Consider the following 13,766-nt stretch of genomic DNA (forward strand, 5'->3'; position numbering starts at 1 on the left):
CATGTTTTATAGCCAAAGTCAGCAACTTGAATCACATCTTCCGGAAATTGATAAGCACTGGCAAGGCTGCCAAAAAGGCTTTTTTGATACCCCTCATGGTAGGCTATTTTACGCCTACCACATTCCAAAAAAGGCAACCTTCAGCCTGGTATTGGTTAATGGTCGTATTGAATCTGCTTATAAATACAGAGAATTGCTGTGGGAGTTTGCGCAAAACAACATAGCGGTATTTACCTATGACCATCCAGGACAAGGCTACTCGCCGCGATTACTTAAAGATAAGCAAATCGGCTATGTTAGGCGCTTTGAAGATTATGCAGCAACACTGCACTGCTTTATGGATCAAATCGTTGCCAAGCAAAATACCTTGCCACTTTTTATATTGGCGCATTCAATGGGTGGCGCCATTACCTGCGACTATTTATCGTTATTTTCGCCTCGCAACATAGAGGGAGTCTATTTATCAGCCCCGATGCTTGGGATTAATACGACTCCCTACCCGGCTTGGTTTGCCGAGGGACTGGCAGGCGCAGCTTGTTTATTTGGGCTTGGTAAGCATTATGCACTGGGACAGGTGCACTACCACAATAAACCTTTTCAAGATAATGACCTTACTGATTGTCCAATTAGATATGCGCTTTTTAGAGGTTTGTACGATCAATTTCCCGAGCTACAACTCGGTGGTGTCAGCTTTGCTTGGTTATACACGGCGCTACATAAATGCCGCTCGTTTCAAGATATTAAGCTAGATCTGCCAATCCGTATCGCGACAGCCAGTGAAGACAGCATTGTTGATAATCAGGCACAAGTACACTTTGCCGCGCACAGAGATAATGTGACAGTTACAGAGTTTATCGGGAAACATGAACTACTTTGCGAGCAAGATAATACCCGCAAAGCCGTGTTAGATGATTTTTATGCGTTTACAGCCGAGCTACTTAGCGCTAAAGAAACTGGGTCTTGATGGATGAGTACGTCCATCTCACAATCAAACTCTTCTTTAATGCTAGCAACCACCTCATCCGCAACTTGATGCGCTCGCATCAGCGGCATATCGTCATCAAGCTCTAGATGCAGTTGAATAAATTTGATTTTGCCACCTTGCCTGGTACGCAAATCATGTACTCCGTAAACGTCCTCATGACTCGACGCAATAAGTATGATCTGTGCTTTTTCTTCGTCTGGCAGCTCTTTATCCATTAAGTGCGCAGCGCTTTCCTTGGCAATATCCCAACTGTTATAAAGTAAATACATCGCCACCAAAATACCAAAAATCGGATCGGCATAACCTACGCCGTAAAAGTTAAGCAATACAGCTAGTAGCACCGCAAGGTTTAATAAAATATCGCCCTTATAATGTAACGAGTCGGCCTTAATGGCGATGGACTGTGTGCGTTTAACGACTTGATACTGCACCGCAACCACCAACAAAGTACAAACTATCGCAAATAAACTCACCCACACACCAAACAACGAATGCGGAATGTGAGTTGGATTGATAATGCGCTCGACACCATGAAAAGCCAATAAACTCGCAGAGCCCGCGATAAAGGCCGCTTGCCCAAGACCAGCTAATGCTTCAGCCTTTCCATGACCAAATCGATGATCATCGTCCGCAGGACGCAGTGCGTAGCTCAGTACAAAGAAATTCATTAAAGAGGCGCTAATATCAAGCAGTGAATCAGTTAAAGAGCCGAGCATAGCGGCACTCCCTGAAGACAGCCAAGCCCAACACTTAGCTGCGATCATCAATCCCACCATTATGATGGTAAAGACACTTGAAAACCTAACCCAAAACTCATAACTGCGATCCACTGGCACCTCATTTTTTCATGTTATTTAATCTGACGCTTGGATAACTGAAATTCTAATTAGTCGTCAAACCACTCGCAAAATGCTACGGCATCGCGATGCTGTTATATTACAGGGTAATGCTTTGAAATGAAAAACAGATTACGGTTGTATAGTTTTTCACAACAGTCGTACTTTAAAAACTGGGTAATACCTTTCACTCTATCAAGCGCAGCACATATAAATGTCGACAAGTATCAGCTATACTGCCGGGCAAAATTTAATTGAGGCCTATCATGTTAGATATCGTTTTATACCAACCCGAGATCCCGCCTAATACAGGCAATATTATTCGTTTGTGTGCCAATACAGGATATTCATTACATCTGATAGAGCCGCTAGGATTTGAATGGGATGATAAACGGGTAAGACGTGCCGGCCTTGATTATCATGAATTTAGCGAAGTAGAGCGCCACCCAAACTTTGAAGCATACTTAGCAAAACGAAACCCAAAGCGAGTATTTGCTTGCACGACAAAAGGTACCAAGTACCATCATGAAGTTGCCTATGAAGCTGGTGACTGTTTACTGTTTGGCCCTGAAACTCGTGGTTTGCCAGAAGACATTATTTTTTCATTGCCTGAGCCGCAACGAGTCCGTATTCCAATGCGCCCCGATAGCCGCAGTATGAACCTATCTAATGCTGTTTCCGTTTTTGTCTATGAGTCTTGGCGACAACTTGGATTTGCTGGCGCAAAGTAAAAATAGCTCCTAGCCTCTGCTGCATAGGAGCAAATTTGAGACACAAAAAAGGCGCCTTACGACGCCTTGCTAACTTTAATTTACATTAACTATAGGGATTCTTTTAAATTTCTGCGTGGTGCAAAATCGTACCAACAATATCACTGAATTTATTTGCCGGTTTCATTGAATTTACTGCACGTCCACAGGCCTTCATCATATCGATTAGGTCAAAATAACCAACTGGATGCTGAGTCACTTCATCAATAACAAGTAAAAACTCAAAGCCACCTTCTTCCATTGTTTTTAGCACATTGCCAACCACTGTTTGGCTAGTTTGTTTTAAGGTGATTTGACGAAGATCTGATAGTGGGATCATGACATCATTGACGTTTAAATCACGTCTTGTACAGCCACGTCTTTCTGCAATGCTCAACACGTAGCGACTACCAATTCTTGCATTAGAGATCATACCAACAAGCTTTTCTTTGCTATCAACGACAAAGCTTGCTCTGCGGTGTGTTTTGTCTAGTACTAACGTAGCTTCATCTATGCTACTGTTTTCATCAATATGTTGCATTGGTGCCAAATGTAAATTGTGCATTAGGCAATGTGCTGGCGCTTGCTCTAGGTTGTCAGTGTTACAAGCTGGGAAGTTATTTTCAGCAAGTTCATAATTTGCAACAGGTTGAGTTTTCAATACTGTGTAAGTGTTCATAGATCACCTCTATCTTTAAAATTAATTAAGCACGGAAAAGGACTAAATTAATTTGCGACAGGTGGTGCTCTAATAGACTCGCATACTGAGTTTGAATAAGAATAGGTGGGTTGTGATTGCGCTATGATAAAGCTACTAGCAACCACGAAACGATGAGTTGTTGATACAATGCAATCATCTAAGTCAGGGCTGGAGTTAGAATTGTCTAGGTCGACAACGATAGGCGCGATTGAAAGCGTGGTATCACATTTAGCAGCATCGGCCGTTGACACTGTCAACAGACTCAACATACAAAATGTAATCATCCAACGAACTAACCGCATAGTATTCTCACTTCTACTGCCTTACTTTGAGTGTATGGGCAGTTTCTTGCGTTTACAAGTATTATTTCTAATCTATTTACTAAGCTTCTAAATATACTAAGGTTAATTTTCATACACACTCAGGCACTGTGTGAGCTGAGATGAATTGTTACTAATCTCCTATTTGTAGCCCGCCGTTTAGCGTTATACTAACGCCAACATTTTTGATATGTGCCTTAAATCAAAAGAATTAAACCATACCAATTTGCTTAATTAAGGTGATCTACTTTGAAGCGAGAAAATCTTGTCGATAACCAGGTGAAAATTTTGCTATTTAGTTGTTCTAAATGAGAAATTTTTAACGCAGTTAGCGTCAGATTTGCTCCTTCAAATTGAGCAAGTATTAAGACTAATTGGTATTACAACACGAGGTGTACAGTGCAACTATCACGCGGTATCGAGTACTTTATTGCCGGCTTTTCTTTGATCACCCAAAAAGGGTTAAAACGTTTTGTATTTATTCCTTTAACAATCAATGTACTGCTATTTGGTGCATCACTCTTTTTTCTTTACGACTGGCTGACTCAAGGATTTACTTATCTCAACGGATTATTACCAGATTGGCTCAGTTGGCTGGAATGGCTAATGTGGCCAATTGCTATCTTAGTGATACTTTTCAGTTATAGTATGATCTTCACGGTGATAACCAACTTTATTGCTGCGCCTTTCAATGGTTTACTCTCCGAAAAAGTGGAACTTTACCTGACCAACCAACACATCAATGATGATAAGCTAATTGATACCATAAAAGATGTGCCGCGAATGTTGGGTAGAGAATGGACCAAACTCTGCTACTACCTTCCACGTGCACTTGGCTTTTTCATCTTACTTTGGATACTGCCTATCGTTGGGCAAATTTTATGGATTATGTTTACGTGTTGGATGTACAGCGTGCAATACAATGATTATCCGTTTGATAACCATAAAATTCATTTCAAGCAAATGAAAGACGATTTGAAGAGTAAACAAGGGCTGTCTTATGGCTTTGGCTTTGCGGTGTTTGTACTGACCTCAATCCCATTTGTTAACCTCATCGTGATGCCCGTTGCCGTTTGTGGCGCCACTAAGTTGTGGGTAGAGAACTATCGTCAGCAATATCGGTAAGATGCTCGTATGACTGACATCTAGCTGTCAAAAACTCATGCTTTACTTACTTTTTTGCAAGTATTCAGCGGAGTCGCTATGCGCCTAACATTAGGCCTTATCTGGTTAACGGTATTTTTAACGGGGTGCCAGGCAACAAAACAGTTTGATGTCGGTACACGGCCTCAATTTTTAGTCTCGCAGCTTCCAGATGGTGAGCTTAAAGAAAAGCTTGCAAGCTGTTTAGATAAACCAATCAAGCGCACACGTTTTTCCATAGGACATCGCGGTGCGCCACTTTTCTATCCTGAGCATACCAAAGAATCATATATAGCCGCCGCAAAAATGGGAGCTGGCACGCTCGAATGTGATGTTACTTTTACGAAAGATAAGACCTTAGTTTGCCGCCATGCACAATGTGACCTTCATGCAACAACCAATATCTTGTTACAGCCTAAGCTTGCTAGCAAGTGTAGACAACCCTTCACACCAGCAGATCCTGACTCCGGTAAACTTGCGTCTGCTCAATGCTGCACCTCAGACATTACCTTAGCAGAATTCAAGCAACTAAAAGGAAAAATGGATGGTGTGAATACTCAAGCAACCACAGTAGCAGAGTTTGTCAAAGGCACTCCGAATTGGCGTACAGATCTTTATGCCAGTTCTGGAACCTTAATGACCCACAGCGAAAGCATTACTTTATTTAAGCAACTTGGTGTAAATATGACACCTGAGTTAAAAGCGCCAGAAGTGCCAATGCCCTTTAATGGGTTAAGCCAAAGTCAGCTCGCGCAAAAAATGTTGGACGAATATACTGAGCACAATGTCCCCCCATCTCAAGTTTTTCCACAATCCTTTTCTTACCAAGATATTCAGTACTGGATAAAACAGGCGCCAGAGCTTGCAAACCATGCCGTATTTCTTGATGGTAGAGAAGCTGGCGAACATTTTGATATTAACAAACCAAGTACTTGGCAACCGTCAATGGAAGACTTAGTCAAAAATAAGGTAAAAATTATCGCCCCACCAATTTGGATGTTAATTAGCGAAGATAAAAATGGCGATATCATTCCATCGCAGTACGCCCTAGCCGCTAAACGTGCAGGATTAAAGATAGTTGCTTGGTCTTTAGAGCGCTCAGGCCCTTTAGCGAACGGCGGCGGTTGGTATTATCAATCTGTAAAAAACGCTGTTAAGCATGATGGCGATATACTTAGGGTGTTGGACATATTGGCAAAACAAGTTGGCGTAGTTGCAGTATTTAGTGACTGGCCTGCGACTACCAGCTTTTACGCCAGCTGCATGGGAATTGAATGATAGGCTAATAAGATTTATGGCTTAGTGTGGGTAAAACCCGCACGAAGCTAAGATTTACAAATGCCAGAAAGCAAAAAGCCTCGCGATTGCGAGGCTTTTTAAAGGATGGTGCCCAGAGGCGGAATCGAACCACCGACACGAGGATTTTCAATCCTCTGCTCTACCGACTGAGCTATCTGGGCAAATTTTTTTAGTATCTAAATAACTTACTAACTAAGCTATCCAGAAAACACAGGCTAACGCCTAAATAAAGTGGTGCCGACTATCCGAGTCGAACGGATGACCTACTGATTACAAGTCAGTTGCTCTACCAACTGAGCTAAGTCGGCACACTAAATTATTGGTGCCCAGAGGCGGAATCGAACCACCGACACGAGGATTTTCAATCCTCTGCTCTACCGACTGAGCTATCTGGGCAAATCTTTTTTATTCTCTAAATAACTTAATACTAAGCTACCTAGAAAACACAGGCTTTCGCCTAAATTAAATGGTGCCGACTATCCGAGTCGAACGGATGACCTACTGATTACAAGTCAGTTGCTCTACCAACTGAGCTAAGTCGGCACACTAATTCGTGTACCATGCAGTTTCTGCATGCACCACATTGCTAATGCAATGATTTTAATCTGGTGCCCAGAGGCGGAATCGAACCACCGACACGAGGATTTTCAATCCTCTGCTCTACCGACTGAGCTATCTGGGCGTGCGGCGTATTAAACGGGTTTTGCGGTTCTAAGTCAACCCTTTTTTTAAATACATTTATCGTTTGCACAGTTTTCAGACAAAGCGGTTAAAATACCGCTTTTTCGATGAAAAAACACCCGACTAGCCATGTTTTACTGTATTTATCGACTTATATCTATAAATAACGCAAACCGCTCTAGGCCTATAACAAAGAAAAAGGCGTCACTTAAGAGGAATATGTGCTTAAAGGAATAAAATAGAATGGCGATACATATTCTATCTCATTCCTATAGCGAAGCTCAGCAACAAGGTTTATCAATCCTATTTAGAGATTGTCTTTATGTTGCGCTTCAAATCTTTGTTGCATGACCAGTATCGCTTTTTCTACCGCTTGCTTTGCATTACTCGTATCGCCGTTTGTTACCGCTAATATCGCTATGTTCTTTTCTGGCAACACTAAGTTGTCTAGATAGAAGGTCCCAGTAAAGCCATTGTGATGAAAGCTACTGTTGTTTGGAGTAAGGATCCAGCCTAAGCCATACTCTGGGCTAACCGGTGTGAGCAGTCGCGTATATGAATTAGCACCAATCAAATTATCACCACCTCTGGCGCCCGCGAGATAAGCACGTAAATAGTATGACAGATCGGTCAAGGTCGTACTGACTAACCCTGCAGGTCCAACAACGTTTGGTAGATCGACCCTATCGGCCGGTGTTATTGGATGCCATTGCCCTTCTCGCATCTGATGACCACTCGGCTGTCCTTCTGGATCTCCATAACTAGCAGGCCCAAATCCAATATTTTCCATTCCAAGAGGAATGAATACTTCTTGCTTCACTAACGCTTCCCATGATTGCCCTGTCACACGCTCCAACATATGCCCTGCAACAACATAACCTGCATTGCTATATAGATAGGTTCCTTGAGTCACTTCTGGTTGCGTCGTTAACGCCTCTTGAGTCCAGACATATCTTTGCTCGACCATGCCACGTTGATCTAAATGCCACTTACCAGAATACATGGAGTCAAGATCACGCTTTAAGCCTGAAGTCATCGAAAGCAGTGCCGTTAATGTAACAGACTCAAATTCAGGGTTAATTTTTCCGATTAACTCAGGAAAAACATCACTCACCCGACTGTCAAATCGAATTAACCCCTGCTCAACCAAGCGAGCAGCTACGGTTGCTGTCATGGATTTACTGAACGAACCAATCGACCACTTATCAAGTTTGGTGACCAGAGCTTGCCCTGTGCTCACTCGCACACCAGCTACATCAAGCTCAATCAACTCATCCCCATAAACGATAAATCCGCCAAGTGCGGGCATAGCAAACTCAGCTCGGATTGCTTCCAGTTGTTCGTTGAGTAGCCCGTCTCCCACCTTGCCATAGCGCGGCGGAGTGACGGCTATGTCTTCGTTAGCACTCTTTTCAATAACAATAGAATTGTCACTGTTATTACAGCCAGTTAGTAAGGCGCAGCCCAGCAGTGTGATAAGCCAACCAAACGCCAGCCGATTTTGACGTAGAAACATGAGATATCCTTATAAGTATTAGGTTGAACGAATACTACTTTATAAAAACGTTACGTAAAATTTAATTTTTATTAAAGTTTAATGCTTTACACATCGCAGGCGTGGTTAAAATTATCGAGATAACAACCTGATTATTTTAAGATTTAAAACAATCAAGTGTTCTCAGTGTATTGCCACTATTGATTGAAAAACGAGAGGTAAAAACTTGCCGAAGGTGATAGGATTGCTACAACTAATAAGTATAAATAATTCTTTCAGGATTAAGCATGCCAAATAGCGCGAATACCAATGCAAATGGACGGATACTTTTTTTATTTATCGCAATACTGATTGTTGGACTATGTAGCGCCGCAGGTGCTTATCTACTACCAAAGCAAGCTGACGTCCCTACCGCACCAACCGTGAACCTACAACAACAAGCAACAACAGTTGCAACTCCCCTTGCCAAGGTGGTCACACAACACGGTTTTGACAGTGCCAAACAGATCGTATCCGCATTATTAGCATCTAACGAGCATTTGGGCGCCTATTTGTACGTCAATACGGGGATGGGGCAACCAAATCTGGTATTTCAACAAAGTGCAGGAGAGCAAATCATTGCACTGAATCGCGAAGAGTCCTATAACAAAGACACAATGCAGGTTTACCACATGCCACTGCGACTAGATGAGCAAAACGTTGGTGAACTCATTTTGACTTATACCCCCCCCGTTGCTACTACATCATCAGGCGATCCATTCATTGCCTATATACTGCTCGCTGCCGCTATTATTTGCGCCTTGATGATTGTTGTAATTGCGGCTCGTCGGCTTTCTGGCGCATCAAGTAATGATACTGAAGAGCTTATCTCAGAAATCAATCATCTAACGATGGATAAAAACTACAAGTCGACAGTTGGTACTTATTATAGTGGCGGTCTGGCTGAGATTGCTGAGGCGATAAATGCGCTGTTAAAGCAAGTACAATCATCCATAGAGTCCGATCAAGCAACGCAAAATGAGTTAAAACAGCTTCAAGAAAGTCTCGAAACTGAAGTTCAAGCCCGCACGCTGGCGCTAGAAAAAGCGATTTTAAATGCGGAGCGTGCCAGTGATGCTAAAACCACTTTCTTAGCCACCATGAGCCATGAGATCCGCACGCCAATGAACGGCGTCATTGGGACCATTGATTTACTGCGTCAAACCGATCTTGACGGTGCTCAACATCGCCTCACCACGATTATTCGCGACTCGGCTTTCTCTTTACTTGGTATTCTCGATGATATTCTCGACTTTTCTAAAATTGAGGCGGGTAAATTACGCATAGACAATAGTGCTTTCTCGGTGGCTGAAACCACAGAGGAAGTCGCACGTGTGCTTTCATCAGTAGCGAAAAAACGTAAGTTAGACTTACAGCTGTTTATTGCTCCCGACATTCCCACGAATTTAGTTGGTGATACCGTTCGCGTTAGGCAAGTACTTTATAACCTGTGCAGTAATGCCATTAAATTCACGACTACAGATGATTCAATCCAAGGCTATGTAAAAATCTCCGTTGAAGTTGCGCAAAACACCTCGGAGCATTACACCTTACGCTTTACCGTCACTGACAATGGTAAAGGCATGACAAAAGCTCAGTTGAGAGAAATTTTTAATCCGTTTATTCAAGCTGAGGGCTCTATCACCCGAGAATTTGGCGGTACTGGACTTGGCCTTTCTATTTGTAAAAGCTTAATCGAACTCATGCTAGGTAGTATCCATGTTAATTCGGATATTGGCATGGGAAGCGAGTTTGTTGTGGAATTACCATTTAGTGTAGATGGCAAAGTCAGTTACGCAAATAAGCAAATGTTAAACGGCCGCACTGTTGCCCTACTCACCCCAAATAATGAGAGACGCACTATTTTAAATCGCTATCTTTCATTCATGGGTGCGAGCGTGGTTGCTATCGATGAAAGCGAAATAACCGAGAACCAACATGAAGACAAGTTGATCTGGGTGCTAGACGGTTTAGACGGTATGGACAAGGTCAATGAAGAGCTAAGAACCGTAGTTTATTCGCTTGAGAAAAACGAACAACAGGTTGTTGTCCTAAGTAAAATGGACGAAGCCGCCCTTAATCACAAAAATATTTTCTACCTCAACGCATCACCGTTATGTAAGTCTAGCTTTATGACGGCTATCTTGGTTGCTGCTGGTTTGCATAAACCAAAGGAAATTAAACCGTCACGCACTATCAACGACTTTTTAAGCGTTGATGAAGCAAGAGCAACCAACAAACTGGTGTTGTTAGTTGAAGATAACGTATTAAATCAGCAAGTACTGACCGACCAATTACACCTGTTAGGCTATGGTGTCGAGGTTGCAGAAAACGGTGAGGAAGGCCTAGAGCTTTGGAAAAAAGAGCACTTTCCAATCGTACTGACCGATTTACATATGCCGAAGATGTCGGGCTACGACATGGTCAAACATATTAGAGACTATGTAGAAACCGCAACAGATACCATCGAGCAACCATACATCATTGCCGTGACAGCCAATGCGCTCAAAGGTGAAAGAGAACGTTGTGAGGCTGGTGGCATGAATGACTATATCACCAAACCAGTAGAGTTAAATGTATTAGAGGCAACACTTAATAAGTGTATAGAAAGCTTGCCAAAAGCACAGCAACCGAGACCAAGTGCTGAGCCACCAGCTGCTGTACCAGCAGCCGCTAGCCAAGTGCAGTTGGGATCAGAACAAGAAACAGAGCTAGAGCCTGAAGTTGGTGAAGTTATGGTTGCAGAGTCTGAAGCTATTGAAGCTGAGGCCAGCGAACCTGCTCCAGCTATCAATATGGACATGCTCAACAAGTATGTAAATCATGATGAAGCGAAACGAAATCGCTTTTTTAGAATGTACTTAGAACAAAGTAGCCAATTAACACGAGACGTAAACGGCGCAGTGATCACGATGAGCCAAGAAGAGATCATTGAAGCTTGTCATCAGCTTAAATCCATCTCTAAAACAATAGGTGCCGAAAAAGTTGCAGAAACAGCCGTCGAATTTGAAACTTTATGTAAGGAAGGCACGCTTAGCACCGATCAGCTGATCCAAATGCGTGATAAATTGGAACAGGACTTTTTAGCCGCAACCGAGTTTATTCAACAATATTTGAGTCAAGAAGCCTAATGATGTGGGGGCACAGCCCCTCGCAACTCTTAGCACCACAAGGGGCAGGCGTTTTCTCAGCAAACGGATTGCAGGGTCGACCTGCTCCTACACCTGTAATGAATGGGAAATATCGCGATATTAATGCTCACGCCATTCATTTAGATATCACCGCCATCTAAATGAATGATCCTTCCCTGAATCACTGACCGCATTTTATTCGCTTTCTGACTCCAAACACTTCCCCTATTAATTCTCACTGAGTATACTGACGCACTTTTTTAAATTAGTTAGTCGTTACATACAACAAACGCTAGTTGAAATAGGTACTGGTCACCCGTTCAAAAAAAGTACAGGCATGCCTGAGTTCATACAAGCAAATATCTGATTAAGATTTTTACTTGGTGACTCGATGGGCAATGCCAATCTGCATTGAAAAGTGTTCTATTTACCGCACGTCGTTTCAAACGTTGCATGCTAAGTACATGGCTCATTATTCAGTGTTGATTGAAAAACATTAGATGCAATAACGCATCCTTTATAAAAATGGCCAGATACAACACATTGATTAGATTAGGAAGTACATATGAATTCAGTTCCGAAGGCCGGAGAATTTCTGGGTCACCCTAAAGGCCTCTTCTTATTATTTGGTACCGAAATGTGGGAGCGCTTTGGCTACTACGGTATGCGTGCCATCTTAGTTCTTTATCTTGTAGCACAAGTACAAAATGGTGGCTTCGGTTGGAGTAATGCCGACGCACTAAGTCTTTACGGCACGTTTACGATGGCCGTTTATCTCACCCCACTATTTGGTGGTTGGCTTGCTGATAACGTATTAGGTCAGCGCAAAGCCATCATTATTGGTGGTATTTTAATGGCTGCTGGCCATTTTATTATGGGTATTCCTCACAGCGTTGTGGCAGGACAAGAAGTAAACGTCTTCTACCTGGGCTTGGCTTTACTTTGTTTAGGTAATGGCTTATTCAAGCCTAATATCTCAACGATGGTTGGCGATTTATACCAAGAAGGTGACAAGCGCCGTGACGGTGCATTCACTATCTTCTATATGGGTATCAACTTAGGTGGTGCATTAGGTCCACTTGTTGCGGGTTATGTAGCTGCGGTCGTGAACTGGCAGGCAGGCTTTATCGCAGCAGGTATTGGTATGATCATTTCTGTGGTTATGCAGCTTATCTTAAGCCAGAAATACCTTGGCGATATCGGTAAAGTACCTTCTGCTAAACTTTCTCAACAGATGTCTGACTCACAGACTAAAGAACCGCTTACGAAGAAAGAAAAAGATCGTATCCGTGTTATTTTCACCATGAGTGTTTTCTCAATTATCTTCTGGATGGGTTTCGAGCAGGCTGGTGGTCTGATGAACCTATTCGCAAACGACTATACCAACCGTATGTTTATGGGCTTTGAGATCCCGGCTTCTTGGTTCCAGTCGCTTAACTCTATCTTCATCATTGTATTTGCGCCATTGGTAGCGATGATCTGGTTAAAGCTAGATAACAAAGAGCCGAATTCTCCAGTGAAGTTTGCAATTGGTCTAGTGTTCTTAGCACTTGGTTTCTTAACTATGATGCTTGCGCTTGCAACAGAAGGTGGTGAAGCGGGTGGCACACTTCAGATCAGCATGATTTGGTTGGTATTGTTCTACATGTTCCACACCCTTGGTGAACTATGTTTATCACCGATCGGTCTTTCTATGGTAAGTAAACTGGCGCCGCTACGCTTAGCATCACTGCTAATGGGTATTTGGTTCCTATGTACGGCTGTTGCAAACAAGCTTGCTGGTCTTGTTGGCTCTTTCATCGGTGAAGGCCAAGAAGCAATGGAAAACGCGATGAGCATCTTCATTGGTTTAGGCGGCGTTGCCTTGCTATCTGCTGTGTTAATGTATCTATTAAGCAACAAGCTTGTAGATTGGATGCACGGCGCTGAGGGCAAGCACGAACCTCATACGCAAGAACATTACCTTGCGGAAGAGCTAGAAGTATCCGCTGAGAAGCAATAATATTTGCTGTAAACCACGCTAATTTAGCGTGGTTTACCTCTCCCACAATAGCTACACGTAAAGATTTAAATACACTTAGCGCCATTTTCCCTCTCAATGTAGTCGTGTGATAAAAATCCCCCCTCTCATATAGTCCATCAACTAAAAAAATAAAAAACAAATAAAATCATAGTAATACACAAATGAACTTACAAAATACCCCACAAAGCGCCTTGCTATTTTTAGTCAAAATTTAAGCAAAAATAATTATCGTCACGCCTGTGTCAATTTTGTGTCTTTTACATGGCAATTGTGCAACTAAATTTACAAAGTCTCCTACTGCTATTTACGGCCTCTAACTTCCCCTTTGCAGTAATTTGATTAATCATCCAGTCATAAATACTAAC

At 42.5% G+C, this 13,766-nt stretch carries 10 protein-coding genes and 5 tRNA genes; 6 read left to right on the forward strand and 9 right to left on the reverse strand.

Annotation, left to right across the window (positions count from 1 at the left end):
- Position 1 precedes the first annotated feature (1 nt).
- Complete coding sequence (locus A587_RS0103485) at positions 2-964, forward strand: alpha/beta fold hydrolase (RefSeq protein ID WP_017216441.1); 963 nt, start codon at positions 2-4, stop codon at positions 962-964.
- On the opposite strand, the gene A587_RS0103490 is transcribed toward A587_RS0103485, so the two are convergent.
- Positions 916-1,761: a cation diffusion facilitator family transporter gene (locus A587_RS0103490; protein ID WP_082086207.1), complete on the reverse strand. Its 846-nt coding sequence runs from the start codon at positions 1,759-1,761 to the stop codon at positions 916-918. The two genes, A587_RS0103485 and A587_RS0103490, sit on opposite strands and share 49 nt — an antisense overlap.
- A 326-nt stretch (positions 1,762-2,087) precedes the next feature.
- On the opposite strand from A587_RS0103490, the gene trmL reads away from it, so the two are divergent.
- Complete coding sequence (gene trmL / locus A587_RS0103495; RefSeq protein ID WP_017216443.1) at positions 2,088-2,552, forward strand: tRNA (uridine(34)/cytosine(34)/5-carboxymethylaminomethyluridine(34)-2'-O)-methyltransferase TrmL; 465 nt, start codon at positions 2,088-2,090, stop codon at positions 2,550-2,552.
- A 103-nt stretch (positions 2,553-2,655) separates the two neighbouring features.
- Here trmL and A587_RS0103500 read toward each other — a convergent pair whose 3' ends face one another.
- Positions 2,656-3,249: a CBS domain-containing protein gene (locus A587_RS0103500; protein ID WP_010606047.1), complete on the reverse strand. Its 594-nt coding sequence runs from the start codon at positions 3,247-3,249 to the stop codon at positions 2,656-2,658.
- A 47-nt stretch (positions 3,250-3,296) separates the two neighbouring features.
- The gene (locus tag A587_RS0103505) at positions 3,297-3,572 is read right to left on the reverse strand and encodes a hypothetical protein (protein ID WP_017216444.1); all 276 of its coding nucleotides are present in this window, start codon (positions 3,570-3,572) and stop codon (positions 3,297-3,299) included.
- A gap of 417 nt (positions 3,573-3,989) precedes the next feature.
- Between A587_RS0103505 and cysZ the strand changes: the two genes are divergently transcribed.
- Together cysZ and A587_RS0103515 are read left to right on the forward strand one after the other, a co-directional pair.
- Positions 3,990-4,715 carry a sulfate transporter CysZ gene (gene cysZ, locus A587_RS0103510; protein ID WP_010372387.1) on the forward strand — a complete coding sequence of 242 codons (726 nt, stop codon included), beginning with the start codon at positions 3,990-3,992 and terminating at the stop codon, positions 4,713-4,715.
- A gap of 78 nt (positions 4,716-4,793) precedes the next feature.
- The gene (locus A587_RS0103515) at positions 4,794-6,011 is read left to right on the forward strand and encodes a glycerophosphodiester phosphodiesterase family protein (RefSeq protein ID WP_017216445.1); all 1,218 of its coding nucleotides are present in this window, start codon (positions 4,794-4,796) and stop codon (positions 6,009-6,011) included.
- A gap of 106 nt (positions 6,012-6,117) precedes the next feature.
- On the opposite strand, the gene A587_RS0103520 is transcribed toward A587_RS0103515, so the two are convergent.
- The 6 genes from A587_RS0103520 to A587_RS0103545 all read right to left on the reverse strand — a co-directional run bounded on the left by A587_RS0103520 (position 6,118) and on the right by A587_RS0103545 (position 8,229).
- Positions 6,118-6,193 (reverse strand) — tRNA-Phe (locus A587_RS0103520).
- Between the two features lie 71 nt (positions 6,194-6,264).
- Positions 6,265-6,340: transfer RNA gene (locus A587_RS0103525), tRNA-Thr, on the reverse strand.
- Positions 6,341-6,352: 12 nt separating this feature from the next.
- Positions 6,353-6,428: transfer RNA gene (locus A587_RS0103530), tRNA-Phe, on the reverse strand.
- 71 nt (positions 6,429-6,499) lie between these two features.
- Positions 6,500-6,575: transfer RNA gene (locus A587_RS0103535), tRNA-Thr, on the reverse strand.
- A 63-nt stretch (positions 6,576-6,638) separates the two neighbouring features.
- A tRNA-Phe gene (locus A587_RS0103540) sits at positions 6,639-6,714 on the reverse strand.
- A 306-nt stretch (positions 6,715-7,020) separates the two neighbouring features.
- A complete protein-coding gene (locus tag A587_RS0103545; protein WP_017216446.1) occupies positions 7,021-8,229 on the reverse strand; it encodes a serine hydrolase domain-containing protein in 1,209 nt (402 codons plus the stop codon).
- A gap of 266 nt (positions 8,230-8,495) precedes the next feature.
- Here A587_RS0103545 and A587_RS0103550 point away from each other — a divergent pair, with 266 nt between their 5' ends.
- Together A587_RS0103550 and A587_RS0103560 are read left to right on the forward strand one after the other, a co-directional pair.
- A complete protein-coding gene (locus A587_RS0103550) occupies positions 8,496-11,378 on the forward strand; it encodes a hybrid sensor histidine kinase/response regulator (RefSeq protein WP_017216447.1) in 2,883 nt (960 codons plus the stop codon).
- A gap of 565 nt (positions 11,379-11,943) precedes the next feature.
- The gene (locus tag A587_RS0103560) at positions 11,944-13,380 is read left to right on the forward strand and encodes a peptide MFS transporter (protein WP_017216449.1); all 1,437 of its coding nucleotides are present in this window, start codon (positions 11,944-11,946) and stop codon (positions 13,378-13,380) included.
- Positions 13,381-13,766: the final 386 nt, after the last annotated feature.

The organism is Pseudoalteromonas sp. NJ631 (assembly GCF_000276645.1).
In the GTDB taxonomy this organism is placed as follows: Bacteria; Pseudomonadota; Gammaproteobacteria; order Enterobacterales; family Alteromonadaceae; genus Pseudoalteromonas; species Pseudoalteromonas piscicida.